Genomic DNA, 25,267 nt, shown 5'->3' on the forward strand with positions numbered 1-25,267 from the left:
TCAGCTCCCCGATCCGTGGTGGTGCGGGTACCGGCCAGTCCCGTTGGGGTCGTTCGGGTCGTAGTAGGGCTCGGCCTGCGGCTGCCCCGGCACCCAGGGCTGCTGGTGCTCCGCCTGCTGGTAGGGGTCGTAGCCGTACTGCTGGTCCTGGTACGGCTGCTCGTAGCCCTGCTGCTGCTCGTACCCCTGCTGGGGGTAGGCCTGCTGGTAGCCCTGCTGCTGCTCGTAGCCCTGCTGGGAGTGGGCCTGCCCGCCGTACGGCGCGGCCGCCGGCTGTTGCGCGGCGTACGGGTCGTAGCTGTACGGGTCCGCCTGTTGGTACGTCTGGTACGGGTCCGTGTACGGCTCGGTGTCCTGGGCGGCCGCGGCCGCCTGGACGGCCTCCGTCATCGGATCGGCGACGGGCTGCGGCGGGACGGCGCCCTCGTACACCCCGGTCTCCTCGGTGCCCGGCTCGGCGCCCTCGCCGCGCTCGGCCATCCGGCGGGCCCGGCGGCTGCCCGGGGCCGGGGCCTGCGCCTGGGCGGCGGCGGCCAGCGCGGCGGCGGCCAGCACGTCCTCGGGCAGGTCGTCGTCCTTGTGGCTGCGCCGGCCGGGCAGGGCGAGCACCAGGATGGTCAGCCCGATCAGCACCTGCGCCCAGATCCAGCCGGTGTGCAGCAGGCTGCCCTCGCGGGTGACGGACAGCTTGCCGCCGCCCGCCGGGAGCTTGAAGCCCTGCGCCCAGCCGTCGACCGTGGTCGGCTCCAGTGCGGTGCCGTCCAGGGTGGCCTTCCACTCGGGGGACGCGCTCTCGGCGAGCCGCAGCACCCGGCCGTCCGGGCCGGCCGCGACGGTCGTGGCGATGTCGCGGACGCCGGACGGGACGACCACGGGGGCCGCACCGGGAGCGGTGATCACCGCGCGGACCGCAGCGGCGCCGTTGACCTGCCAGAGCGCGGCGTCGCCGTCCTGGTTGGCCTTGACCAGGCCGGGGGTGGCGTCCAGGACGTCCTTGAACGCGTCGATCACCGGCCGCTCGACCACCACGTACGCGATGCCGTAGCCCGACAGGGCGCCGGCCTGGTCCGCGCCGGAGCCGGCCAGCAGGCTGCCGACCACCTTGTTCAGGCCGTCCTGGGTGCCGGTCGCCGGGTCGACGGTGGACTCGGACTGGCCGAGCGTCAGGCCGGCGCCCCGGACCAGGGTGTAGCGGACGGCTCCGCCGCTCTTCTCCCCCGTCACGACGAGGGTGCGGGCGCGGTCGGTGGTACCGGCCTCCTCCGCGATGAACGCGGGCACCTGGCTGGCATCGGCGCGGTGCAGCGGACCGTCCGCACCGGTCACGGCCCACCAGAGGCCGGTGCCCAGCGGGGCCAGCGCGGCGGCGGCCACCACGAGGGCGGCGACCGGCTGGCGCCAGCCGAAGGCGATGCCGGCCACGCGGGCGTTGGCGCCGTCGGCGCCGATCGCGGCGGCGGCCAGCAGGGCGATCCCGGCGATCAGGGTCGCCGGGCCGGCCCAGGCGGGCACGGCCGCACCGCCCGAGGCGGGGGTCACGGAGGTGCCGGCCACGACGACGGCGAAGACCATGCCCGCACCGGCCGCGCCCCACGCGGCGAGCACGGCGCGGCGGCGGTCGGCGCGCAGCAGCGCCGCGAGCGCGGCGAGCACGACACCGGCCGACAGCCACACCGGGGGCACCCCGGCGCCGCCCGGGTTGACGAGCACCAGGCCGAGGGCGCCGGCGCCGCTGCCGTGCAGGCCCGGCAGGCCCGCCTCCATCAGCAGCGACTGCGGGTGCGACAGCACCTTGAGCGACCACGGCGCGAGCACCGCCACCGGCAGCGCGAGCACCACGAGGACGCGCAGCCCGAGCAGCCGCAGCGCGGCGCCGCCGGAGCCGAAGGCACCGCCGCGGACGACCGCGACACCCAGCGTGGCCAGGCAGAGCGGAACCGCGAGCGCCCAGGTCAGCGGCACGAAGGCGGTGGCCAGGGTGAGCAGCAGGACGGTCATCCAGACCGGCCGCCAGCCGGGGCGGGCGCCCTTGGCGGCGCTCTCCTCGCGGATGCCGAGGCCGGCGGTGATCGCCGCGGCGCGGGCCAGCGGCGGCAGCAGGACGGCGAGGACGGCGGTGCCGAGGCGGCCCTGCGCGAGCGCGCCGGTGGCGGCGGGCAGCAGCGCGTAGGCGGCGCTCGCCCAGGCCCGGACCAGCTTGGAGTCCAGCAGCGGACGCGAGACCAGGTAGGCGCTGACCGCGGCGAGCGGCACCGTCAGGAAGAGCAGCAGGGTGATCGCGAGGTCGGCGTGGCCGAAGAAGATCCAGGACAGGACGGCGAGCACGCCGAGGTACGGCGGTGCGGCGGCCGTGGAGCCGGTGCCGATCGGGTGCCAGGCATCGGCGTACATCGACCAGAGGCCGCCGGCGCCGTCCGCGGCCGGCAGCAGGGCGCCGCCGAACAGCACGCCGCTGCCGAACAGGCCGCGGCAGGCGACGAGGGCGAACACCAGCAGGGCCGCGAACAGGACGGGGGCGGGGCGCCGGGCGAGCTTCTTGATCAGCGCGAACTGCTCGACGACGAGGTCCTCGGCGTCGTCGTCGCCGCCGGCCTCCACCGAGCCGTGTCGGCCGACGTTGTCGTCCGCGCCCCCTATCCCGAGCGAGCTGATGACGCCCTCGACGGCGAGCCGGGTGGTCGCGCCGGGCGCCGGGAACAGCGTGCGGTCGTCCAGGGCGTCGGCGGCCCTGGTCCGGGCCCGGCGCTTGCGCGCGGCCAACAGCCGCGGCAGCCGGACGAGTTCGTGCCCGAGCCCGGCGAGCTCGTCGAAGGCCTGGCGCGGGTCCTTGCCCAGCAGGTTGGTGACGGCCCGTACCAGCGTGCCGAGCACCAGGCGCAGCAGGACGTACGGGAAGAGCACGCCCTTGCAGTTGGCGAGCAGGGTGTACACGGCGCCGGCCTTGTCCACCCGGTGCGGGTGGGAGGCGCCGCAGTCGATGGCACGGCGCTCGCGGCTGGCCGCCTCGGCGTGCCGCAGCACGGCGTCGGGGGCGACCACCACGCGGTGGCCGGCGGCGTTGACCCGCCAGCAGAAGTCGGCGTCGTCGCGCATCAGCGGCAGCGCCTTGTCGAAGCCGCCGAGCTCCTCGAAGACGTCCCGGCGCACCAGCATGCCGGCCGAGGAGACGGCGAGCACCGGGCGGACCTGGTCGTGCTGGCCCTGGTCCTGCTCGCGGCGGTCGAGGCCGGTCCAGCGGCGGCCGGAGCGCGCGATCGTGACACCGACCTCCAGCAGCTGGCGGCGGTCGTACCAGCTGCGCAGCTTGGGGCCGACGACGGCGGCGCTCGGGGTGGAGTCGGCGACCTGGAGCAGGCGGCGCAGCGCGTCGGTCTGCGGCTCGCAGTCGTCGTGCAGCAGCCAGAGCCACTCGACCGGCTGCGTCTCGCGCGGGCCGCCGCGGCCGAGGTCGTCCTCCTGGGCGAGCGGGTCGCCGAAGTCGTCCCAGCCGCCGGTGACCGGGTCGTAGCCGGAGGGGTCGAGCCGGTAGGGGAGGTCCTCCGGGCGCAGCGGCGGACTGTTGAAGACGGCCTCGGCGACGGCGGTGCCGAACCCGGCCCGGCGGCCGAGGATCAGGGGCCCGCTCTCGGGCAGCCAGTCGGCGAGGGTGTCGGCGAGCAGCTGCGGGGAGTTGTCGGTGGATCCGGTGTCGACCGCGAGCACCCGCTGGACCTGGCGGTCCTGGCCGAGCAGGCCGGCCAGGGCCTGCGGCAGCCAGCGGGCGCCGTCGTGCGAGACGATCACCGCAGTGACCAGGTGGCGCGGATAGGCGGGCGGCCTGGCAGCGGTGAAGCCGCTCTGGTGGCTGTAGACGGTCATCGAGTGCGCGGGCCCCAGTTCTCGGTGGACACAGCCGGTGAACGGCAACCGGATGGCGCACCACACTAACGGCTCCGGGTTGCGGCTCCGTCCACGGTGTCCGTGCGGGGACGGTGAAGGACGGCCCGGAACCGTGCCCCGGCACGCGAAAGCGCCCCACCACCGCGGTGAGGCGCCCGTACGGCTGTGTGGTTGTCCTCCGTCGCCGGAGGATCGGCGGGGGCCCGAGGCCGCTCCGCCCGCAACGCGGCCCCGACGGGCCGGACCGGCCCTCCGTCAGACCGCGCTCTTCTTGAGCCGACGGCGCTCGCGCTCGGAGAGGCCGCCCCAGATCCCGAAGCGCTCGTCGTTGGCGAGGGCGTACTCCAGGCACTCGGAACGGACCTCGCAGGCGAGGCAGACCTTCTTCGCCTCGCGAGTGGAGCCGCCCTTCTCGGGGAAGAAGGACTCGGGGTCGGTCTGGGCGCACAACGCGCGCTCCTGCCAGCCGAGTTCCTCCTCGTCCTCCGCGATGCCGTCACCGATCAACAGCTCAAAGAGCTCGCTCATGTGGCGCGCCTCCTCTGCCCCTACTTGGCGTCCCCGTGGTTGCCGTTGCCTCGTGCGGCCGACGACACGAGTGAAATTACAGTTGCGTCACTCTGGCTCAGTCAAGCCGAGCTCTGGTATTGGAGCCAGGATTCACTCCCCGGCACCAAGCTGTTACGAATAGTGTGCATATCTGGACACATCGGACTTTTCGCCCAGATGCCCCGGACAGCTTCGAACCATCCGCAACCATCCGCCGAGTGACGCCCGGTCACCCTCACAGGCCGGTCATCGCCCTGCCTTCCCGGCGATCTTCCCATCGAAACATAGAGGGTGATGAATCACCCCATCCGGCACTTCCGGACCGAACCCACTCGAATGCCGCATCTTCCGGTTTGACACCACCCCCGCCGATGCGGTCTCCTTTCCCCTATGTCAGAGTCCACGAGCCCCCGGAGCGGTTCCACGCTCCGCCGTGCCGTGAACTCTTGTTGTCGCCTCTGTTCCTGCTGTATCTAGGCGCCCGCGTCCCACCGCGCGCCGCCCCCAGGAAGCACAGAGGCCGCCCGCGATTCCCGCCCCAGGACATCCCGGATCCGGCTGATCCCTGACGAACCAGCCGCAGATCCGAGGACGACACCCGTGCGCATGACCCGCATCCGCAAGCGGAACCGCGACCGCAACAAGCTCGCCCGCCGTGGACTCCAGGCCACCCGCCCCGCCGCCGCCCGCTGGGACGACGGCCTCTCCGACGTCTCCATCGCCGGGGACCCGCTCGCCTTCCCGCACCTCGCCCGCACCGACCTGCCCGCCCACCCCACCACCGTCGCCGGCTACGCCCGGCTGGTCCGCGAGATCGCCGCCGACCGCACCCGCTGGGAGCACCTCGTCCGCTACGACGCGCTCACCCGCTGGTACGCCCGGCTGGAGACCGGCCCCGGCTACGAGGTGTGGCTGCTCAGCTGGCTGCCCGGGCAGAGCAGCGGCTTCCACGACCACGGCGCGTCCTCCGGCGTCATGACCGTCGTCCAGGGCGAGCTCGTCGAGCGCTCCCTCACGCACGCGGGCGAGGGCGCCCGCGCCCTGCGCCCCGGCGGGCAGCGGGTCTTCTCCTCCGGCTACCTGCACGAGGTGGTCAACGGCGCGCTGGAGCCGGCTGTGTCCATCCACCTCTACAGCCCGGGCCTCACCGAGATGAACCAGTACGGCAGCGCGAACGCCGTCCCCGAGCAGCACCACGAGCAGCACGCCGAGCGGGGCCCGGCACAGGGTTCCGTGCAGGGCTCCGCGCACGGCCGGCCGGCGCAGGCCGGGACTCATTGACCGAGGACTGACGGGCAGTCGGGCCGTGGCAGGATGGGCCCATGCGCATCGTGGCACTGGCAGGCGGAATCGGCGGGGCGCGCTTCCTGCGCGGACTCCTCGCGGCGGTCGGCCCGCAGGACGAGATCACCGTCATCGGCAACACCGGTGACGACATCCACCTCTACGGACTGAAGGTCTGCCCCGACCTCGACACCGTGATGTACACCCTCGGCGGCGGCATCCACGAGGAACAGGGCTGGGGCCGGACCGACGAGACCTGGTCGATCAAGGCCGAGATGAAGGAGTACGGCGTCGGCCCCGAGTGGTTCGGGCTCGGCGACCGCGACTTCGCCACCCACCTCGTGCGCAGCCAGATGCTCACCGCCGGGTACAGCCTCAGTCAGGTCACCGAGGCGCTGTGCGTGCGCTGGAAGCCCGGTGTGCGGCTGCTGCCGATGAGCGACGACCGGGTCGAGACCCACGTGCGGATCACCGACGAGCAGGGCACCCGGGCGATCCACTTCCAGGAGTACTGGGTCAAACTGCACGCCGCCGTCGACGCCGAGGCGATCATCCCGATCGGCGCCGACACCGCCAAGCCCGCACCCGGCGTCCTGGAGGCGATCGCCGCGGCGGACGTCATCCTCTTCCCGCCGTCCAACCCGGTGGTGTCGATCGGCACCATCCTCGCCGTGCCCGGCATCCGCGAGGCCGTCGCCGCCGCACCCGCCCCCGTCGTCGGGCTCTCGCCCATCATCGGCGGGGCGCCGGTGCGGGGCATGGCCGACAAGGTGCTCGCCGCCGTCGGCGTCGAGGCCACGGCGGAGGCCGTCGCCCTGAACTACGGCTCGGAACTGCTGGACGGCTGGCTCGTCGACACCGCGGACGGGGGCGCCGTGAGCACCGTCGAGGCCGCCGGCATCGCCTGCCGGGCCGTCCCACTGCTGATGACCGACGTCGACGCCACCGCCGAGATGGCGCGGGCCGCGCTGGCCCTCGCGGAGCAGGTCCGGGCGTGAGCGAGCGGAGCGGTCGAGCCATGAGGCGGTGCGCGTCGTGCGAAGCGCCTGCCGAGCGCAGCGAGGCGGTTGCATGAGCATCGAGATCCTCCCGGTCGGGGGGCTCCCCGAGATCGAGGCCGGGGCCGACCTCGCCGCGCTGATCGCCAAGGCGGGGGCGTACGAGGACGGCGACGTCCTGCTCGTCACCTCCAAGATCGTCAGCAAGGCCGAGGGCCGGCTCCTGCAGGCCGCCGACCGCGAGGCCGCGATCGACGCCGAGACCGTCCGGGTCGTCGCCCGGCGCGGGCCCGCCCGGATCGTCGAGAACCGCAACGGCTTCGTCATGGCCGCCGCCGGCGTCGACGCCTCCAACACCGCCCCCGGCACCGTCCTCCTGCTGCCCGAGGACCCCGACGCCTCCGCCCGCGCCCTGCGCGCCGCGCTGCAGCGGCTCACCGGGCGGCGGCTCGCCGTCGTCGTCACCGACACCTTCGGCCGGCCCTGGCGCAACGGGCTCACCGACGTCGCCATCGGCGCCGCCGGGCTGTCCGTGCTGGAGGACCACCGCGGGCGCACCGACAGCCACGGCAACGAGCTCGTCATGACCGTCACCGCCACCGCCGACGAACTCGCCGCCGCCGGCGACCTGGTGAAGGGCAAGGCCGGCGGCGTGCCGGTCGCGGTCGTCCGCGGCCTCGGACGCCTCGTCACCACCGAGGACGGCGAGGGCACCCGGCCGCTGGTTCGCCCCGCCGCCGACGACATGTTCCGGCTCGGCACCTCCGAGGCCCTGCGGGCCGCCGTCACCCTGCGGCGCACCGTACGGACCTTCACCGACGAGCCCGTCGACCCGGGGGCCGTCCGCCGCGCCGTCGCGGCCGCCGTCACCGCGCCGGCCCCGCACCACACCACGCCGTGGCGGTTCGTCCTGCTGGAGTCCGCCGACACCCGAACCCGGCTGCTCGACGCGATGCTCGACGCCTGGCGCCGCGACCTGCGCGAACTCGACGGCTGGGACGACGCGAAGATCGCCCGGCGCACCGCCCGCGGCGACGTCCTGCGCAACGCTCCCTACCTCGTCGTGCCGTGCCTGGTCATGGACGGCTCGCACGACTACCCCGACCCGCGGCGCGCCACCGCCGAACGGGAGATGTTCACCGTCGCCGCCGGCGCCGCCGTGCAGAACCTGCTGATCGCCCTCACCGGCGAGGGCTACGGCTCCGCGTGGGTCTCGTCCACCATGTTCTGCCGCGACACCGTCCGCACCGCCCTCGACCTCCCGGACACCTGGGACCCGATGGGCGCCGTCGCCGTCGGCCGCCCCTGCGAAGCACCGCGCGACCGCCCGGAACGCAGCGCGGACGCCTTCATCGCGGTCCGGTAGCCAGCACGAGGACCGGTCATCTGCCGAAGCCGGCGGCGACCGTCAGCGGCCGCGGTGGTCGTTGGGGGTCAGGCGGGGGCCGTAGCGGGGGGCGTGGACTCCGGTGGCCGTCAGGAGGCGGCAGACGCGGTGGCGGTGGGGTCGGTAGGGCTCCAGGAGGGCGAGCATCCGGGCGTCGTCGCTGCGGGGGCGGCCGGCCAGGGCCCAGCCGACCAGGTTCGGGAGGTGGAAGTCCCCGACCGAGACCGCGTCCGCGTCGCCGTTGCTGCGCTGGAGGGTCTCGGCGGCCGTCCAGATCCCGACGCCCGGCACGGTGGTCAGGCGGGCGAAGGCCTCGGCGTGGTCCATCGCGGACGCCTCCTCCAGCCGGGGCGCCAGCCGGACCGCCCGCACGACCGTCGCCGAGCGCTTCGGGTCCACGCCCGCGCGGTGCCACTCCCAGCTCGGCACGAGCGCCCACTCACGGGCCGACGGCGCCACCCGCATGCCCTCCGCCGGGCCCGGTGCCGGGGTGCCGAAGTCACGCAGCAGCGTCCGCCAGGCGCGGTACGCCTCGTCGGTCGTCACCTTCTGTTCCAGGATCGCCGGGACGAGGGACTCCAGCACCAGGCCCGTCCTGGTCAGCCGCACGCCCGCCGTCCGGCGCTGGGCTTCCCGCAGCGGACCGGGCGGCAGCACCAGGCCCTCCGGGTCGTCCTCGGCCCCGAGCAACGCGGGCAACCGGTCCAGCAGCCACCCCGCGCCCGGGCCCCACGCCCGCGCCTCCACCTCGCCGGCACCCGGGCGGGACAGCACGCGCAGCGTCCCGACACCGGCCGGGGTCCGGGACGCGCGCCAGACCGCGCCGTCGCCGGCCGTCCGGTACGAGGGGTCGGCCGGGCCGCGGCGCAGCGGGAGCAGCGTGCGGGCCGCGTCCAGCGGGAAGCCCGGCCGCCAGAGCCGCACCGACTCGCCGCCCGTCACCTCGTCGCCTCCTCCGCCGTCGTCCCCGACCATGGGGATATGAACGATACGCGGCTGCCGGACCTCTCCCCGTCGGACGAGAACGCGGTGCGGGCGCTCCACCAGCGGGCCCTCGACGGGTGGAACCGGCGGGACGGCTCGGCCTTCGCCGGGCCCTTCGCCGCCGACGGCGAGGTGATCGGCCACGACGGCACGCGCCACCGCGGGCGGTCGGCGATCGCGGCCGAACTCGGACGGATCTTCGCGGACCACGTCACTCCCCGGTACGTGGCAGCCGTACGGCGCGTCCGTGGGCTCGGGCCCGGCGTGGCACAGCTGGACGCCGTCGCGGGGCTCGTACCCGCGGGGGCGGCGGACGTGGTGCCGGAGCTCAACTCGGTGCAGACGGTGATCGCCGTGAACGCGGGGGCGGGGTGGCGGATCGCGCTCCTGCAGACCACACCCGCCCGGTACGACCTCCGGCCGGACCTGGCGGCGGCTCTGACGGAGGAGCTGCGGGGTCTGCTGGGAGGCGACGCGGGGGCGAGGGTGCTGAAGACCTGACGCCAACTGCCCTTCCACTGTCCGCAGTTCCCCGCGCCCCCAGGAGGCACTGGGACACAGAGGGAAGAAGGGAGAGCGCACAGAGGCGGTGCGCTCCGGCCCTCACTGGCCCCGCAGATCGGCCGCCGCCGTTGGCAGCGGCGGGAGTCGGACGTAGAGGGCGGCGCCGCGGCATTCAGCGCCCCGGCCGGCCCTCGTGACGATCGCGGGGCGCGGCCCGTCGGGGGGCGGCAGCGACGTGACGACCCGCTGCCGGCCGAGGTGCGGCGCTGCGCGGCGGGCGCGGTGGGCCCCTCCTGTCCGAGGGCGGGCAAGGAGGGCGGGTCGGCGAACGCGGTCGCGGCGGGCCGGCTCAGCAGGACGGCGAGGACGGCGGCGGGGAGTGGGAGGCGCGTGAACCGGATGCTCGCCGCAGACACGGGTGTTCGCCACACCGCCCCGCGCCGGGTCCGGCGCCCCTCCCGGGGTCACACCCGGAGGCCGTAGGCTGGGGCGCACCATGACTGCGCCTTTCGCTGCCGATGCCCGCACCCCCGTCGAGCTGCTGCACGCATACCTGCGAGGTGGCACCTCTTCGGTCGATCCCGCGGCCCCGCTGGTCACCTTCTACGACGACGCCACCGGCGAACGGGTGGAGCTGTCCGCCCGGACGTTCGACAACTGGGTGGCCAAGACCGCCAACCTGCTCCAGGACGAGCTCAACGCCGGTCCCGGCGACCGCGCCGCCCTCCTCCTGCCCGCCCACTGGCAGAGCGCCGTCTGGCTGCTGGCCTGTTGGTCGGTCGGGGTGACGGCGGTGCCGGGCGGCGAGCCGGCCGCCGCCGACCTGGTGGTCAGCGGCCCGGACGGCCTGGAGTCCGCCCACGCCTGCGAGGGCGAGCGGGTCGCGCTGGCCCTGCGCCCGCTGGGCGGCCGGTTCCCGCAGCGCCCGGACGGCTTCCTCGATTACGCCGCCGAGGTGCCCGGCCAGGGCGACCGCTTCGCGCCGTACTCCCCGGTGACCCCGGACGCGCCCGCCCTGGAGACCGGCGTGGACGGGATGCCGCTGAAGCTGACCGGTGAGCAGACCGTCGCCCTGGCCCGCGAGGGCGCCGTTCGGCTCGGGCTGAACCCGGGCGACCGGGTGATGTCCACGCTGTCGTACGACGACTGGACGGGCCTGGAGGCCGGCCTGCTGGCGCCGCTGGCGGCCGGCGCCTCGGTGGTGCTGTGCCGCAACTCCCAGGGCCTGACGGCCGAGCAGTGGGAGAAGCGGGCCGACTCCGAACGGGTGACACTGCGCCTCGGGTAACCCCCGCCGCCGGCTCGGCGGGTAGGGATCCCTGCCATGGCCGAGGACGACGACACCGCGCACACCCCGACCGACACTCCCCCGGACGCGCCCGGACGCCCCCGTCGGCGCCGGCGGTGGCTGATGATCACCGCCGGCGTCGTCGCGTTCCTGCTCGTCGCCACGGGCGTGCTGCTCTGGATCGCCTACCGCAAGCTCGACGGGAACATCCGCACGGACACGGCCACCGACAAACTGCTCGCCAGGCTGGAGGCGGAGCGGCCGAGCCGGACCGTCGGGGCCAAGGGCGCCGAGAACATCCTGCTCATCGGCAGCGACGACCGCTCCGGCACGAACGGCGCCTACGGCGGCGAGGCCGGCACCCAGCGCTCGGACACCACGATCCTGCTGCACCTGGCGGCGGACCGGAAGCACGCGACGGCCGTCTCCGTCCCGCGCGACGTCATGGTCACCGTCCCCGCGTGCGAGAAGCCGGACGGCACCCGGAGCAAGCCCGCGCTCATGCAGTTCAACTGGGCGTTCGAACTCGGCGGTCCGGCCTGTTCGATCCGCACCGTCGAGCAGCTCAGCGGCATCCGGATCGACCACTACGTGATCCTCGACTTCAGCGGCTTCAAGTCGATGGTGGACGCGGTCGGCGGCGTCGAGGTGTGCGTCCCGCAGGCGATCCACGACAAGGACGCCAGGCTCGACCTGCCGCCCGGGCGGCAGACCCTCCAGGGCGAGCAGGCGCTCGGCTACGTCCGCGCCCGGGAGAGCATCGGCGACGGCAGCGACACCCAGCGGATGGGACGTCAGCAGCAGTTCCTGGCCTCGCTGATCCGCAAGGTGCAGTCGCAGGGCGTCCTGCTGAACCCGGCGAAGCTGTGGCCGGTGCTGGACGCGGCCACCTCCTCCATCAAGGCGGACGGCGGACTGTCCTCGCTCGGCGCGCTCTACGACCTCACCCAGGACCTGCGCGGCGTCCCCTCGGCGAACGTGGTGTTCCTGACCGCGCCGCGCCGTCCGTACCACTTCGACTCGGACCGGGACGAGTTCGTGCAGCCGCAGACCGGCCAGCTGTTCGCCGCGCTGCGCGACGACCGGCGGATCACCGTCCGACCGCCCGGCTCGGAGCCCACGCCCACGGCCGGCGCCTCCCCCGCGTCGGACGGGGCCGTCGGGACCGGGCCCCTGGCCTCGCCGACGGCCGGCGCCTCGCCCGTCTTCGAGGGGCGCACGGCCGACGTGGACGCCTGCGCGCAGCACTGACCACCTTCCGGGCTTTACGCTCCGATTACCCATGTGTGACGGACATCATACCCGGAACAATTCCCCCGTTCGGCTCGTCTACTGTGTCCGGATCGGCCCATCGCCCAGGTGTGCCGCACCACCGTGACCGGCCGGACGTAGGGAATCCCGTGCAGAAGGACAAACCGAAAACCGGTGAGTACAACGGGCAGGGCCACCGGACGGCACAGCGACGGGCGGCCGCCGCCCAGCGCACGAGGCGCCGGCGCCGGACGCTCAAGTGGACGGCCGGGACGGGCGCACTGGTCATGGCCGCCGGCTGCGGCGGGGCGTACTACCTGTACGAGCACTTCAACAACAACCTGACCTCGGTCAAGGTCCAGCTGGGCGACGAGGCCGAGCGGCCCAAGGCGGCCGGGGACGCGCTGAACATCCTGGTGCTCGGCACCGACAGCCGCGAGGGCCTCGGGAGCGACTACGGCGACGCGGGCAGCTCCGGGCACGCCGACACCACGCTGCTCTTCCACGTCGCCAAGGACCGCTCCAACGCGACGGTGATCAGCATCCCGCGCGACCTGATGGTGCCGATCCCGGAGTGCCGGGCGCCGGACGGCAAGCGGATACCCGGCTCCGCGCGGGACATGTTCAACAACAGCCTGGGACAGGAGGGCCGGGACCCGGGCTGCTCCTGGAAGACCGTCGAGAAGGTCACCGGGATCCGGGTCGACCACTTCGTCCAGGTGAACTTCGAGGCGGTGAAGACGCTGTCGACCGCCGTCGGCGGGGTGGAGGTGTGCGCCGCCAAGGACATCAACGACCCGAAGTCGCACCTCAAGATGAGCAAGGGTCGGCACGTCGTGCAGGGTGACGAGGCGCTGGCGTTCGTGCGCACCCGGCACGGGGTCGGAACGGGCGGCGACCTCAGCCGGATCCCGCTCCAGCAGCAGTTCATCGGTTCGATGATCCGCCAGATCAAGAGCGACGGCACCCTGACCAGCCCCGGCAAGCTCTACAAGCTCGCGGACGCCGCCACCAAGGCGCTCACCGTCGACTCCGGCATCGGCAGCGTCGACAAGCTCAAGGACCTGGCGCTGGACATCAGCAAGGTGGACACCAAGAACATCACCTTCGCCACCGTGCCGGTGCTCGACGACCCGAAGGACGAGAACCGGGTGATCCTCAAGCAACCGGACGCCGGACAGCTGTTCTCGATGATCGCGGCCGACCGCTCGCTGACCGAGACCGCGCAGGGCGCCGCCACCCCCGCGGCACCGGAGACGACGGCCGCGCCGGGCGCACCCGCGGCGCCGGCGGTGGACCCGAAGGACGTCCAGGTGACCGTCCGCAACGGCAGCGGGGCGCCTGGGCAGTCGGGCGCGACCGTGGACAAGCTCAGGGCCAAGGGCTTCGCCAAGGCCGCGACGGGCCCCAACGCACCTGCGGCGGCGACCAGTTCGATCGCGTACCCGACCGGGCAGGAGGACGCGGCGACCGCCCTGGCCACCGCCCTCGGGCTGCCCGGCGACGCCGTCCGGCCGGACCCGAAGGCCGCCGCGAAGGGGCCGCTGGTGCTGGTGCTCGGCAAGGACGCCCTCGCCGCGCCCGCCGCGCCGTCCGCGGCGCCGACGCAGGCCCCGGCCGACCTCCAGCGGGTGCAGGCGGACGACACCGACGTGTGCGCTAAGTAGCCGCCCTACGAGGGCGGTTGGAGGCGGGTGAGGATGCCGTCCGCCTCCACGAAGCGGTCGCCCGTGCGGGAGCAGTGCCAGTGCCCCCCGCCGGCAGAGCGGAGGGGTTCGCCGGTGCGGCCGACCCACTTGATGCGGCGGGCAGGGACGCCGGCGACCAGCGCATGGTCCGGGACGTCGCGGTGGACCACGGTGCCCGCCGCGACCAGCGCCCAGCGGCCGACCGTCACCCCGGCGACCAGGACGGCCCGGGCGCCGATCGAGCAACCATGACGGAGCGTCACTCCTTCGGCGTGCCAGTCGGATTGACGCTTCAGCCGGCCCGTCGGCTCGATCGCGCGCGGGTAGCGGTCGTTGGTGAGGACGACGGCCGGGCCGATGAACACCCCGTCCTCGATCACGGCCGGCTCGTACACCAGCGCGTGGTTCTGCACCTTGACCCGGTCGCCGATGCGGACACCGGGGCCGATGTAGGCGCCCCGGCCGATGATGCACTCGGCGCCGAGCACCGCGTGCTCGCGCACCTGGGCGAGGTCCCAGACCGCCGTCCCGGCGCCGATGGCGGCCCGCTCGTCCACGTCCGCGCTCGGCGCGATGCGCGGGCCGGCCGCGGACCCGCCCTCAACCGTCCCCATGGGGACCGACCTTAGCGTCGGGGGCGGGGTCGCGCGGGCGGATCAGCGCGCGTCGGCGAGGACGTTGTCCGGGGTGGGCGCGGTGCTGCCGATGACCTTGCGGGCCAGCGAGCGCGGCGACGTGAGGAAGCCGAAGCCCCAGCTGAGGTGCATGGTCGCGAGGGCCACCGGGAGCAGCGCCTTCGCCTTGGCGGACAGTCCGCGGCCCTCGACCACCGAGCCGCCGAGGATCCCGAGCAGGTACGCACCGGGCGCGGCGAGGAAGACCGGGTGGACGGCGGCGCCGAGCACCAGGCCGAGCGTGACGCCGAGGAAGGCGGCCGGCGGGGCCAGGTAGCGCAGGTTGACCGAGCCGCGGTGGTAGCGGGTGACCACGCGCCGCCAGCGGCCGTAGTCCTTGTACTGCTTGGCGAGGGCGCGGACCGACGGCCGGGGGCGGTAGGTGACCTTGAGCTGCGGGGTGAACCAGATCAGCCCGCCGTCCTGGCGGATGCGGTAGTTCAGCTCCCAGTCCTGGGCGCGGATGAACTCCTCGTTGTAGCCGCCCAGCTTCTCCAGCACCTCGCGCCGGAACACGCCGAGGTAGACGGTGTCCGCCGGGCCGGCCAGGCCGCCGGTGTGGAAGGCGGCGTTGCCGACGCCGATCTTGGAGGTCATCGCGGCGGCGACCGCGTTCTCCCACTCGGTCTCGCCCTCGGCGTGCATGATGCCGCCGACGTTGGCCGCCTCCATCTCGTCCAGCAGGCGGACGGCGGTGGCGACGTAGCCGGGGGTCAGCAGGCCGTGGCCGTCCACGCGCACCACTATCGGGTGGCGCGAGCCGCGGATCGCCGCGTTGAGGCCGGCCGGGGTGCGACCGGTGGGGTTCTCCACGGTCCGGACCCGGGGGTCCTCGGCGGTGAGCTCGGCGGCGATCTCGGCGGTGCGGTCGGTGGACGGACCGAGGGCGATCACCACCTCCATCGGGCCGGCGTACTCCTGTTCCAGGATGTGCCGGACGGCCGTGCGCAGGTGTCGTTCCTCGTTGAGCACCGGCATGATCACGGAGACCGCCGGCAGCTCCTCAGCAGCCTTGGTGTTCATCGACGCCAACCGTACCGGTCAGCGGAGGTAGTGGACGACGGTGAAGGCGGCGAAGCCGAGCAGCGCGATCCGGTTGAGGACGTGCTGCGGACGGCCGAGCCGGTCCGGCAGCCCGACGGACGGCCGCAGGTCGGGCCGATGGGCGGCGGTGGCGACGGTCCTGGCCAGTTCCCGTGGGTCGCAGCGGTCTCCGAAGTGGGCGGCGAGCCAGGCCGCCGGGCGGCTCGCCACGGTGACGTCCTGGCCGGAGCGCAGTTGGACGGTGAGGGCGTTGCGGTGCACGGCGGCGGCGTTGATCTCCTGCCACCGGAAGACGCGGCTGCGCAGCGTGGTGGCGACCCGCAGGCCGTCCCGGTCGACGACCATCTGCCAGGAGAGCGGACGGGCACAGAAGAGGATCCCGACGCAGCCCGTCCAGAGCGGGCGGACCAGGCCGTTCCACCAGCCGTCGGCGTCGAGGAGGACGACGAGCGCGGCGAGCAGGACGGCGGCGCCCGGGCCGGCCGCCGCACGCAGGACGAACGGCATCTCCCAGCGGCGGGCGGTCATCGGCTCGGCGTCCGGGCCGGGGTCGGGGGCGGCGGCGACCGTCTCGGCGGTCAGCGCGGAGACCGTCAGGTCCGGGTTCCGGTAGCGCTGGCGGCTCCGGCCGAGGCGGGGGTCCCTCGGGGTGGGGGCGACGACGGCGGCGAGCCAGCACGGCTCGTGCTCCAGCAGACCGGGGCGAACGAGGAGTTGGCGTTCCGGACCGTCGGGGCCCTGGTAGAGCACGGCGTCGACGCTCAGCTCGGCGCGGGCGAGGCGGGCGGCGGCTTCGGTGGGCGGGAGGGGGATCCCGGGTTCGTAGTCGTGGTGGTCGTGGTGGTCCTCCTCGTCCCTGTCGTCTTCTTCGTCCTCATGGACGTCGAGCGCGTAGTCGGGGTAGAGGAAGTCGCCCTCCATCGCCGGGGTCCGCACGCGCTGCGGCACCCACCCGGGGCCGGTGCCGTCCCCGGCGCCGTACCGGGCCCACCGGTAGCCCTCGTCCTCGACCAGCCGCCACAGCGCGGGACCGCCCGGCGGGCCGTCCAGCGGCTCCACCAGCAGGTCGCCCCCGCTGTCGGCCCGCACCCGGACGGCGAGCGCGGGGGCGGAGCCCGCGAAGGCGGGCCGCCGGCGCCGGGCCTCGGCCCTGGCGGCGGAGGCGAGCACCAGCAGGCCGGTCAGCGCGACGAGGCCCGCACCGAAGACGTCCTCCACCGGGCTGTACTCGACGTCGGCGGCGCGGGCCCAGTCGCCGTCCACCAGCAGCGGCACGCCGTCGCCGGGCTGCGGCGGGCGGGCGAAGGTGAGGTCGAGCTCGACGGTGCGTTCGGGGCCGCCGCCGGGCGGGCGGTAGCGGACGGTCAGCACGCCGTCCCCGTCGGTGGCACCGGCCGTGCCGGTGACCGCCGTCGCCCGGCCGCGGTGGTCGGCCTCCCCGGCCTCCGTCCAGAGCCCGTACAGCGGGACCACCAGAGCGACGGCCAGCAGCACGGCGCCGAGGACGCGGCGCACCACGGGTGGGCGGCCGGGAGTGACGGGCGACGGCGCGCCCGCGGCGGTCCACGGGTACGGGACGGGCGGGGCCATCAGCTCGTCGAGGTCCTGGCGGGCGCGGCGGCGGCCGAGTTCGGCGCCGATCAGCACGACGGACAGCAGGACGTGCACCAGGACCGCCGTCCAGCGGCCGGCGGTGGTGACCAGGCCGCCCGGGACGTACCAGAGCACCGCGAGGACGGCCGGCGGCACCAGCGCCCGGGCGCGGACCCGGGCGAGCAGCAGGACGGTCTCGGCGATCACCGACCAGGCGGCGATCTCGTCGCCCCAGGTGTCGGCGCAGATGCCGGCGGCGTTGCAGTGCGTGCCGGTCGGCTCGACGGCGGTGGCGAAGGCCACGAAGGCGATCGGGAGCAGGGCGAGCCAGCGGCTGTCGAGCCGCCGGAAGCGGTGGGCGGCGCGCCAGCGGTCGGCGGCGGCCGTAGTAAGGGGCGCGGCGCTGGGCAGGGGCGGGGCGTCCGGGGCGACCATCGGACGATCATCCCAGTCCGATGGGTGCGGGGACGCCGCAGGGACCGGGTGCTCGTTCGCACCCGGCCCCTGCGCCCCCGTTCCCCCCGTTCCCCCGTTCTCCCCCGATTTGCCCAGCGTCCCCCGCCGCCGGGTCAGTCCGTCGCGATGGCCGCGAGGACGTTCATGCGCCCGGCCCGGAAGGCCGGGAAGAGGGCCGCGAACAGACCGATCACCACGGAGGAGACCAGCGTCACGGCGATCGTGGTGAACGGGACGGAGAGCGTGTCCAGACCCTGGTCGCGCAGCACCTGCTGGGCGGTGACGCCCCAGGCGAGGCCGAGCACCGTGCCGAGGACGGCGCCGAAGACCGCGATCACCACGGACTCCAGCCGGATCATCCGGCGCAGCTGGCGGCGCGAGAGCCCGATCGCCCGCAACAGACCGATCTCCCGCGTCCGCTCGACCACCGACAGCGCCAGGGTGTTGACGACACCGAGCACGGCGACCGTGATCGAGAGGCCGACCAGCCCGTAGATCAGGTAGAGCAGGGTGTTGACCTGGGACTGGACGAGCTCCTTGTAGCCGGCCTGGTCCTTGACGGTCAGCTGCGGGTACTCCTTGAGGGCGTCCTGCAGGGCGGTCAGCGTCTTGGCGACGTCGGCGCCGGAGGCCGCCTTGGCGTAGAAGACCCGGTCGACGGGCTGGTCGGCGGCCGGGACCGCCTTGGCCATGGTGGCGGTGTCGACGAAGGAGGCGTCGCCGTAGAGCGACTTCTTGCCGAACACCACACCGACGGTCAGCTGCTGGGTGTGGCCCTTGCCGTAGGTGACGGTGACGGTGTCGCCGACCTTGAGGCCGTTGTCCTTCGCGAAGGTCTCGCCGATGCCCAGGGAGCCGCGGGCGATCGAGTCGGCCGTACCGGAGGCGACCGGGAGGTGGAAGTCCGTGCCGAAGAAGCTCGACGACACGGCGGCGATCCCGGCCTTCTTGCTCCGGCCGTCGGCGAGCTGGACCTTCGCGTCGAAGTCCTTCTCGGTGGTGACGTGGTCGATGCCCGGGATCCTGCGGACCGCGTCCGTCATCTCGGCGGTGACCGGCGCGCCGCCGCCGCGGACGATGTAGTCCACGCCCACCGAGCGGTCGATCTGCGCGCTGGCCGAGGTGACCGCCGAGGCGCTGAACACCGAGGAACCGATCACCAGCGCCAGGCCGATCATCAGCGCGGCGGCGGTGGCGCCGGTGCGGCGCGGGTTGCGCGTCGCGTTGCGCTGGGCGAGCTTGCCGGACGGGCCGAACAGGGCCGGCAGGAGGGCGCCCAGCACCCTGATGACGGCGGTCGCCAGCAGCGGGCCGAGCACCACGAAGCCGATCAGGGTCAGCAGCACGCCGAGGCCCAGGTACTCCCCGCCGGTCGCCGCCTTCTCCGCCTTCGCGGCGAGCACCAGCAGACCGCCCCCGCCCAGGGTGAGGACGAGGCCGAGGACCGTGCGGACCGCGTTGGCCCGCGCCTCGGCCGGGGTGCCGTGGTCGCGCAGGGCGGCCATCGGCGCGATCCGGCCGGCCCGGCGGGCCGGGATCCAGGCCGCGACGACGGTGATCAGGACGCCGACCGCGTACCCGGCCGCGAAGACGTCCGGACCGATCTGCAGGTCGCTCGCCTTGAGGTCCATGCCGATCGCGTTCATCAGCTGGATCAGGCCGACCGCGATGCCGAGGCCGGCCCCGATGCCGAGGGTCGAGCCGAGCACGCCCAGGATCAGCGCCTCGGCCAGCACCGAGCCGTTGACCTGACCGCGGCTGCCGCCGATGGCGCGCAGCAGGCCGATCTCCCGGGTTCGCTGGGCGACCAGCATCGAGAAGGTGTTGATGATCAGGAAGCCGCCGACGAGCAGCGAGACGCCGGCGAAGCCGAGCATCGCGTACTTCATGAAGTCGAGGCCGCTGCCGACGCTCTTGTTGTTCTCGTCCTTCTGCTCGGCCGCGGTCTTGACCTGGTAGCCGCCGCCCAGCTTGGCGAGGGTGTCGGTCTTGAGCTGCGCGTCGCTGCGGCTGCCGTCGCCGAAGGCCTCGACGGAGGTGTAGGCCGCTTCGCCGAGCAGCACCTGCTGCGCGGTCGGGGTGTCCAGGAAGGCGAGCGCCGCCCCCGGGTTGGTGGTGCTGAAGGTCGCGATGCCCGCGATGGTGAACTCGTGCTTGCCGCTCGCGTTGTCGACCCGCACCTTGCCGCCGAGGCCGAGCTCGGCCTTCTTCGCGGTGTCGGCGTCGAGCACCAGCTCGCCCGCGTTCTGCGGCACGTGGCCGGAGGTGATGCGCACCGGGCTGCGCGGCGTGTCCGTCCAGTTTCCGACCAGGGTCGGGGCGCCGCTGGTCGGGCCGATCAGCTTGTTGGTGGCCGGGTCGACCAGGATCGCGTCGCCCACCATGACCTGGCCGATGGCCGTCTTCACGCCGGGCACCGCGGCGACCTGCTGGGCGAGCGCGACCGGGAGCACCGGCGGCTTGACGCCGGGCTGCTGCTCGTCGTCCTCGGCCGGCTTCGGCGGCTGGACGGAGACGTCCGAGGCGGTCGCGGCGAAGAGCTTGTCGAAGGTGCTGGTCGCGGTGTTGGAGAAGACCAGGGTGCCGGAGACGAAGGCGACCGACAGCACGACGGCTATCAGGGAGAGCGCCATCCGGCCCTTGTGGGCGAAGAAGCTCCGCAGTGACGTCTTGAGGATCATGATGCGTCGTCCCGCCCGCTCAGCTGGTGCGCTTGCCGTCGAAGCGGCGCATGCGCTCCAGGACGGAGTCGGCGGTCGGGGAGTGCATCTCGTCGACGATCACGCCGTCGGCGAGGAAGAGCACGCGGTCCGCGTACCCGGCGGCGACCGGGTCGTGGGTCACCATGACGATGGTCTGGCCGAGTTCGTCCACCGAGCGGCGCAGGAAGGTCAGCACCTCGGCACCGGCCCGGGAGTCGAGGTTGCCGGTGGGCTCGTCGCCGAAGATGATCTCGGGGCGGGCGGCCAGGGCTCTCGCCACCGCGACGCGCTGCTGCTGGCCGCCGGAGAGCTGGGTCGGGCGGTGCTTGAGCCGGCCGGCCAGGCCGACGGTCTCCACCACCTGGGCCAGCCAGGCCTCGTCGACCCTGCGGCCGGCGATGTCCATCGGGAGCGTGATGTTCTCCAGCGCGTTCAGCGTCGGCAGCAGGTTGAACGCCTGGAAGATGAAGCCGATCTTGTCCCGGCGCAGCCTGGTCAGCTGCTTGTCCTTGAGGCCGGTGATCTCGGTGTCGCCGATCCAGATCCGCCCGCCGCTGACCGTGTCGAGGCCGGCCAGGCAGTGCATGAGGGTCGACTTGCCGGAACCGGAGGGGCCCATGATCGCGGTGAAGCGACCGCGCTGGATGTCGACGTCGACCGCGTCCAGCGCGGTGACCTTGGTCTCGCCCGCGCCGTACGCCTTGGTGACCTGACGGGCCGAGGCGGCGACGGCGGACTCGCCGCCGGGAAGCTGGTGGTCGAACACGGCTGCTGCCGTCGTCACTGGAGTCTCCTAAGGAATGGGCCCACCCGTTGGCCCCCAGCCTGGTCGCCCTCACCTGTCCCGCGACATGGTGGAAGCAGCAGTCCTCGACCGGGAGTTATCCCCACCCTGCCCGGCGGACCGGGCGGCCGACCCGACGCGATCGGGCCGGCTCCGGACGGGCGGGGATGTATGAACCACGTTAGGAGCGGCTGGCGGCGCGCTCGTCCTCCGCCGGGATGAAGCGGGCCAACGGGAGTTGTACGGGGTGCGGCGACCCTCCCCCTAGGGGTCGCCGCGGCCCTTCTCGGGGACGCCCCGTACGGGCCCCCGGCCAGGGGCCCGTCAGCCGGCCAGGGCGGGGGCGGCGAGCCGCTCCAGTGCCACCGCGAAGGCGTCCACGACGGGGGCGAGCAGCGCCTCGGTCTCGCGCTCGACGACGGTCGTCCCGTCCTCCCCGGCGGTGACGTGGCGGTCGAGCACGAACCAGCCCTGGGTGACGTGGCCGGCGCCCATCGAGCTGAGGACCGGGCGCAGCGCGTAGTCCACGGCGAGGACGTGCGCGGGCGAGCCGCCGGTGGCGAGCGGCAGGACGGCCTTGCCGGCGAGCGCGTACTGCGGCAGGACGTCGAGCAGGGCCTTCAACAGCCCGGAGTACGCGGCCTTGTAGACGGGGGTGCCGATCACGATGCCGTCGGCCCGGGCGAACAGCTCGACGGCGGCGGCGATCTCGGGATGGTCGAAGTCGCCCGAGAGCAGGGCGTGCGCGGGAAGGTGGCGGGCCTCGAACGGGATCACGTGGTGGCCGCGGGCCGCGAGCCACCCGTCCACGTGGCGCAGGAGGCGGGTGGTGCGGGAGGTCGCGGACGGGGAGCCGGAGACGGACAGGACGGTGGCCATGGGTTCACCTCTGCGGGAAGCGGGGACGACGCGGTGCGGCGGCGCTGCCGCTACGGCGAAGCGGCGATGCTTCCGCCGCCGGTGGAAAGGGAGTTGGGGGTTCGACGGGGCTCGCGTCAGCCACGACAGAGCGAACCGGACACACGCTTGAGGTCGACGTGCCGCCGACGCGTGAGGGCCCTTCGCTGATCCATGCCAAAAATGCAAACACGGCGTCTTCGGGGCGGTCAAGAATCGTTTCGGCAGGTGAACGCCGGAGTGGGGCGGATCACCCCGGCCAACCGGCGCCCCCGCGGGCGCGCGCACGCGCGGAAGTTGCGGCGGAACGATCCGGCACGTGCATCAAAACTGCTACAAGAGGCCTGGTGGAGCCCCCCGGGGGGAGTCAGGCCGGACGCCTTCGGGCATTCTCGTCCACATGAACACGTGGCAGGAGGGCCGCCCGAGCGGCGGCGGGAACCCGTACAACGGCGGGACCCCGTACGGCGGCGGCAACGGGGGCGGCGCGTACGGGCGCGGCGGGGGCGGCACGTCGGCCGAGCCGCCGCTGCCGGCCGGACTGAACCCGCGCGGGCCGGGCGCCCCGGCTCCGCGTCGGCCCGAGCCCTCCCGCACCGGCGGCGTCCCCCCGCAGGGCCCCGGCCGGCCCGACGGTCCCGGCCGCCCCGGCGGTCCCGGTGGTCCGGGTGGTCCCGGTGGTCCGGGCGCCCCCGGCGGCACCCGGCCGCCCGCGGCGGGCCCCGCCGGGCGCAGGGGCTGGTCGAAGGGCCGGATCGCCAAGTGGACGGTCCTCGGCCTGCTCGCCGCGATCATGGTGACGGCCGTCTCCACCTACTTCTGGGCCGACTCCAAGATCAACCACGACAACGTGCTCGCCGACTACCCCGGCCGCCCGGCGGCCGGCAAGGGCACCAACTGGCTGATCGTCGGCTCGGACAGCCGCGAGGGCCTCACCGACGCCCAGGAGGAGAACCTCCACACCGGCCACGACGTCGAGGGCAAGCGCAGCGACTCGATGATGATCCTGCACGTCGGTGACAACGGGAACACCCTGCTGAGCGTGCCGCGCGACTCCTGGGTGCCGGTCCCGGAGTACAAGTCCAGCAGCGGCAAGACCTTCAAGGCCACCACCTCGAAGATCAACTCGGCCTTCGCCAACGGCAACGGCCGACTGCTCGTCCAGACCATCGAGCTGAACACCGGCATCCGCATCGACCACTACGCCGAGATCGGCTTCTCCGGCTTCGTCGGCATCGTCGACGCGGTCGGCGGCGTGCAGATGCACATCGACCAGGACATCAAGGACCGGGACTCCGGTCTCGACCTCAAGGCCGGCGACCAGACCCTCAACGGCACCCAGGCCCTCGCCTTCGTCCGCCAGCGCCACCAGATGGCCGACCAGGACCTCGGCCGGATGCGCAACCAGCAGAAGTTCCTCGCCGCCCTGGCCCACCAGGCGGCCTCCCCGGGCACGCTGCTCGACCCGTTCACCTTCTACCCGCTGGTCGACGCCGGCCTCGGCACGCTGATCGTCGACAACGACACCGGCCTGACCGACCTCGGCTCGCTCTTCCTCGCGATGAAGGACGTCAACGGCGGCAGCGGCAAGACGCTGACCATCCCGATCGCCAACCCGGACTACCGCACCAACACCGGGGAGTCGGCGGTCAAGTGGGACTCCGCCAAGGCCAAGCAGGTGTTCGACGCCTTCAAGAACGACACCCCCGTGCCGGACGTCAAGTAGCGGACCTGCGCGCCGATCCAGCGCCGCCACCGCCTCCTGGGCCACCTGGTCCAGGAGGCGGTGGCGCTCCACGGGATGGAAAGTGCCGGCCGCCCGAGAGATCGACCCCGGCAAGGTCCGGGCCGCCGCGGTCGGCTTGGTCCCTACCGGCCGATCGGCTGCAGGCCGGTCACGTACTCCGGGAAGCGCACCAGCCACTCCCCCTCGCCGCCGCCGGCGTCCCCGGCCTCGGTCGGGCCCGAGTAGCCGTAGTGGATCTCCCGCGCGCGGCCGCCGTCCACCCAGCGGGCGTCCGCCAGGTGCACGGCGAGGGCGGCCGGGTGCTGCGGATCGGGGCGTTCGAGGACGAGCTCGTGCTCGGTCTCGCCGGGACGGAAGGCGACCACCGTCTCGCTGGTGCGGCGGCGCGGACGCCCGTCCGCCCGGTACGTCCAGTACGCCGCGACGGTGACCGTCAGCGTGCCGTCCGGGCTCCCCGGCTCCGGGCGGACGTACTCCTCGTCGGGCACCCACCGCGCGTGGTGGCGGATGTCGTCCGGGCCGCGCCGCTCGTCCCAGCGCACCCAGTAGCTCGCCACGCGCTTGACCGTCATCACCTCGCGCGAGACGCGGACCGGGACGCGCGCCGGATTGGCCGGCTCGCCCGCCGCGAGGGAGACCACGGTGACCTGCTCGTACGTCTCCTCGGCGCCGTCGAGGCCCTGCCCCATCGCTTCCATCGGCTGCTCCATCGGTGAACCACCTTGGCGGAGAGTGGAGTTGAGCGCGGCTCGGCCGCGCGATGAGAGCCTACGGCGACCGCGCGGACACCCGGAGTGATTGTCTGATTCCGGCCCGGACGGCCGGGGCCCGGCGCTACCCTGCCCCCCGTGGACGAACGAAGCGGCACCGGAGCGCTCCTGGGGCGCGGGCGGACGGCCGACGTCTTCGCCCTGGACGGACACCGGGTGCTGCGCCGGTACCGGGACGGCAGCGACGCGTCCGGCGAACTCGCCGTGATGCGGTACCTCGCGGAGCACGGCTACCCGGTGCCCGCGGCGGGCCCCGGGGCCGCACCCGGCGAACTCGTCCTGGAGCGCCTCACGGGCCCGACGATGCGCGACGCCGTCATGGCGGGCGAGCTCGCGCCCGAAGCGGCCGGCGAACTGCTGGCCGGGCTGCTGCAGCGGCTGCACACCGTCCCGGCCCGGACCGGCGCCGACCCGGCGCACCGGGTCCTGCACCTCGACCTGCACCCGGAGAACGTGCTGATGACGGCGCGCGGGCCGGTGGTGATCGACTGGGCGACGGCCGCCGAAGGCCCGCCCGCCCTGGACACGGGCACGTCGGCGCTGATCATGGCGGAGGTCGCACTCACGCTGCCCGCCGGCCTCGCGACGGCCGCCCGGGCCGTGCTGGCCGCGCTGGTACGGCACCTCGGCGGGCCGGGTGACCTCCCGGCCGCCCGGGCCCGCCGGGCCGCCAACCCGACGCTGGACGCGGCCGAGGTGGCCCGGCTCGACGCGGCGGCGGCGCTGGCGCTCGGCGCAGGCCGTCCGGAGGGGCGCGGTGGGCAGTCGGAGCGGCACTGACGCCCTCG

General features: G+C 74.1%; 20 protein-coding genes. 9 read left to right on the forward strand and 11 right to left on the reverse strand.

The window, feature by feature from the left end:
* Positions 1 to 3,858, reverse strand: coding sequence for a glycosyltransferase family 2 protein (locus tag AB0C76_RS34130; RefSeq protein WP_359973121.1), 3,858 nt, complete (start codon positions 3,856 to 3,858; stop codon positions 1 to 3).
* A gap of 276 nt (positions 3,859 to 4,134) precedes the next feature.
* Complete coding sequence (locus AB0C76_RS34135; protein WP_030062195.1) at positions 4,135 to 4,407, reverse strand: WhiB family transcriptional regulator; 273 nt, start codon at positions 4,405 to 4,407, stop codon at positions 4,135 to 4,137.
* Positions 4,408 to 5,145: 738 nt separating this feature from the next.
* Between AB0C76_RS34135 and AB0C76_RS34140 the strand changes: the two genes are divergently transcribed.
* The 3 genes from AB0C76_RS34140 (at position 5,146) to AB0C76_RS34150 (ending at position 8,076) form a co-directional block, all read left to right on the forward strand.
* Entirely contained in the window at positions 5,146 to 5,709 is a 564-nt protein-coding gene (locus AB0C76_RS34140) for a cysteine dioxygenase family protein (RefSeq protein WP_359973177.1), read from the forward strand.
* Positions 5,710 to 5,750: 41 nt separating this feature from the next.
* Positions 5,751 to 6,710, forward strand: a complete 960-nt coding sequence (gene cofD / locus AB0C76_RS34145; RefSeq protein ID WP_359973123.1) for a 2-phospho-L-lactate transferase — start codon at positions 5,751 to 5,753, stop codon at positions 6,708 to 6,710.
* A 73-nt stretch (positions 6,711 to 6,783) separates the two neighbouring features.
* Positions 6,784 to 8,076, forward strand: a complete 1,293-nt coding sequence (locus tag AB0C76_RS34150; protein ID WP_359973125.1) for a coenzyme F420-0:L-glutamate ligase — start codon at positions 6,784 to 6,786, stop codon at positions 8,074 to 8,076.
* A gap of 42 nt (positions 8,077 to 8,118) precedes the next feature.
* Here the strand turns inward: AB0C76_RS34150 and AB0C76_RS34155 are convergent, their stop codons facing one another.
* A complete protein-coding gene (locus AB0C76_RS34155; protein ID WP_359973128.1) occupies positions 8,119 to 9,072 on the reverse strand; it encodes a DNA-3-methyladenine glycosylase 2 family protein in 954 nt (317 codons plus the stop codon).
* Positions 9,073 to 9,078: 6 nt separating this feature from the next.
* Between AB0C76_RS34155 and AB0C76_RS34160 the strand changes: the two genes are divergently transcribed.
* From AB0C76_RS34160 to AB0C76_RS34175, 4 genes are all read left to right on the forward strand, one after another.
* Entirely contained in the window at positions 9,079 to 9,582 is a 504-nt protein-coding gene (locus tag AB0C76_RS34160; RefSeq protein WP_359973130.1) for an SgcJ/EcaC family oxidoreductase, read from the forward strand.
* A gap of 499 nt (positions 9,583 to 10,081) precedes the next feature.
* Positions 10,082 to 10,873 (forward strand): TIGR03089 family protein, encoded by a 792-nt coding sequence (locus tag AB0C76_RS34165; protein ID WP_359973132.1) that lies wholly within the window; start codon positions 10,082 to 10,084, stop codon positions 10,871 to 10,873.
* 36 nt (positions 10,874 to 10,909) lie between these two features.
* Positions 10,910 to 12,124 (forward strand): LCP family protein, encoded by a 1,215-nt coding sequence (locus AB0C76_RS34170; protein WP_359973133.1) that lies wholly within the window; start codon positions 10,910 to 10,912, stop codon positions 12,122 to 12,124.
* A 149-nt stretch (positions 12,125 to 12,273) separates the two neighbouring features.
* Positions 12,274 to 13,791 carry an LCP family protein gene (locus AB0C76_RS34175; RefSeq protein WP_359973136.1) on the forward strand — a complete coding sequence of 506 codons (1,518 nt, stop codon included), beginning with the start codon at positions 12,274 to 12,276 and terminating at the stop codon, positions 13,789 to 13,791.
* Between the two features lie 5 nt (positions 13,792 to 13,796).
* Here the strand turns inward: AB0C76_RS34175 and AB0C76_RS34180 are convergent, their stop codons facing one another.
* The 7 genes from AB0C76_RS34180 to AB0C76_RS34210 form a co-directional block, all read right to left on the reverse strand.
* Entirely contained in the window at positions 13,797 to 14,426 is a 630-nt protein-coding gene (locus tag AB0C76_RS34180) for an acyltransferase (protein ID WP_359973139.1), read from the reverse strand.
* A gap of 42 nt (positions 14,427 to 14,468) precedes the next feature.
* Positions 14,469 to 15,509: a glycosyltransferase family 2 protein gene (locus AB0C76_RS34185; RefSeq protein ID WP_359973141.1), complete on the reverse strand. Its 1,041-nt coding sequence runs from the start codon at positions 15,507 to 15,509 to the stop codon at positions 14,469 to 14,471.
* An 18-nt stretch (positions 15,510 to 15,527) separates the two neighbouring features.
* Positions 15,528 to 17,558 carry a hypothetical protein gene (locus tag AB0C76_RS34190; RefSeq protein ID WP_359973143.1) on the reverse strand — a complete coding sequence of 677 codons (2,031 nt, stop codon included), beginning with the start codon at positions 17,556 to 17,558 and terminating at the stop codon, positions 15,528 to 15,530.
* A 134-nt stretch (positions 17,559 to 17,692) separates the two neighbouring features.
* A complete protein-coding gene (locus AB0C76_RS34195) occupies positions 17,693 to 20,263 on the reverse strand; it encodes an FtsX-like permease family protein (protein WP_359973180.1) in 2,571 nt (856 codons plus the stop codon).
* A 16-nt stretch (positions 20,264 to 20,279) separates the two neighbouring features.
* Entirely contained in the window at positions 20,280 to 21,065 is a 786-nt protein-coding gene (locus AB0C76_RS34200) for an ABC transporter ATP-binding protein (RefSeq protein WP_359973145.1), read from the reverse strand.
* Positions 21,066 to 21,389: 324 nt separating this feature from the next.
* A complete protein-coding gene (gene ssuE, locus AB0C76_RS34205) occupies positions 21,390 to 21,944 on the reverse strand; it encodes an NADPH-dependent FMN reductase (protein WP_359973148.1) in 555 nt (184 codons plus the stop codon).
* A 116-nt stretch (positions 21,945 to 22,060) separates the two neighbouring features.
* Positions 22,061 to 22,138 carry a putative leader peptide gene (locus AB0C76_RS34210; protein ID WP_359973182.1) on the reverse strand — a complete coding sequence of 26 codons (78 nt, stop codon included), beginning with the start codon at positions 22,136 to 22,138 and terminating at the stop codon, positions 22,061 to 22,063.
* Between the two features lie 224 nt (positions 22,139 to 22,362).
* On the opposite strand from AB0C76_RS34210, the gene AB0C76_RS34215 reads away from it, so the two are divergent.
* Positions 22,363 to 23,688 (forward strand): LCP family protein, encoded by a 1,326-nt coding sequence (locus AB0C76_RS34215; RefSeq protein ID WP_359973150.1) that lies wholly within the window; start codon positions 22,363 to 22,365, stop codon positions 23,686 to 23,688.
* A gap of 143 nt (positions 23,689 to 23,831) precedes the next feature.
* Here the strand turns inward: AB0C76_RS34215 and AB0C76_RS34220 are convergent, their stop codons facing one another.
* The gene (locus AB0C76_RS34220; protein ID WP_359973152.1) at positions 23,832 to 24,419 is read right to left on the reverse strand and encodes a hypothetical protein; all 588 of its coding nucleotides are present in this window, start codon (positions 24,417 to 24,419) and stop codon (positions 23,832 to 23,834) included.
* A 138-nt stretch (positions 24,420 to 24,557) separates the two neighbouring features.
* Here AB0C76_RS34220 and AB0C76_RS34225 point away from each other — a divergent pair, with 138 nt between their 5' ends.
* Positions 24,558 to 25,259 carry a phosphotransferase gene (locus AB0C76_RS34225; RefSeq protein WP_359973153.1) on the forward strand — a complete coding sequence of 234 codons (702 nt, stop codon included), beginning with the start codon at positions 24,558 to 24,560 and terminating at the stop codon, positions 25,257 to 25,259.
* The last annotated feature ends 8 nt before the right edge of the window (positions 25,260 to 25,267 follow it).

This window comes from Kitasatospora sp. NPDC048722 (genome assembly GCF_040650235.1).
GTDB lineage: Bacteria > Actinomycetota > Actinomycetes > Streptomycetales > Streptomycetaceae > Kitasatospora.

Excerpts from the sequence above, each read along its gene's own strand:
- AB0C76_RS34130 (WP_359973121.1), bottom strand. The coding sequence starts at position 3,858 with ATGACCGTCTACAGCCACCAGAGCGGCTTCACCGCTGCCAGGCCGCCC.
- AB0C76_RS34135 (WP_030062195.1), bottom strand. The coding sequence starts at position 4,407 with ATGAGCGAGCTCTTTGAGCTGTTGATCGGTGACGGCATCGCGGAGGAC.
- cofD (WP_359973123.1), top strand. The coding sequence starts at position 5,751 with ATGCGCATCGTGGCACTGGCAGGCGGAATCGGCGGGGCGCGCTTCCTG.
- AB0C76_RS34150 (WP_359973125.1), top strand. The coding sequence starts at position 6,784 with ATGAGCATCGAGATCCTCCCGGTCGGGGGGCTCCCCGAGATCGAGGCC.
- AB0C76_RS34155 (WP_359973128.1), bottom strand. The coding sequence starts at position 9,072 with ATGGTCGGGGACGACGGCGGAGGAGGCGACGAGGTGACGGGCGGCGAG.
- AB0C76_RS34160 (WP_359973130.1), top strand. The coding sequence starts at position 9,079 with ATGAACGATACGCGGCTGCCGGACCTCTCCCCGTCGGACGAGAACGCG.
- AB0C76_RS34165 (WP_359973132.1), top strand. The coding sequence starts at position 10,082 with ATGACTGCGCCTTTCGCTGCCGATGCCCGCACCCCCGTCGAGCTGCTG.
- AB0C76_RS34170 (WP_359973133.1), top strand. The coding sequence starts at position 10,910 with ATGGCCGAGGACGACGACACCGCGCACACCCCGACCGACACTCCCCCG.
- AB0C76_RS34180 (WP_359973139.1), bottom strand. The coding sequence starts at position 14,426 with ATGGGGACGGTTGAGGGCGGGTCCGCGGCCGGCCCGCGCATCGCGCCG.
- AB0C76_RS34185 (WP_359973141.1), bottom strand. The coding sequence starts at position 15,509 with ATGAACACCAAGGCTGCTGAGGAGCTGCCGGCGGTCTCCGTGATCATG.
- AB0C76_RS34190 (WP_359973143.1), bottom strand. The coding sequence starts at position 17,558 with ATGGTCGCCCCGGACGCCCCGCCCCTGCCCAGCGCCGCGCCCCTTACT.
- ssuE (WP_359973148.1), bottom strand. The coding sequence starts at position 21,944 with ATGGCCACCGTCCTGTCCGTCTCCGGCTCCCCGTCCGCGACCTCCCGC.
- AB0C76_RS34210 (WP_359973182.1), bottom strand. The coding sequence starts at position 22,138 with ATGGATCAGCGAAGGGCCCTCACGCGTCGGCGGCACGTCGACCTCAAG.
- AB0C76_RS34215 (WP_359973150.1), top strand. The coding sequence starts at position 22,363 with ATGAACACGTGGCAGGAGGGCCGCCCGAGCGGCGGCGGGAACCCGTAC.
- AB0C76_RS34220 (WP_359973152.1), bottom strand. The coding sequence starts at position 24,419 with ATGGAGCAGCCGATGGAAGCGATGGGGCAGGGCCTCGACGGCGCCGAG.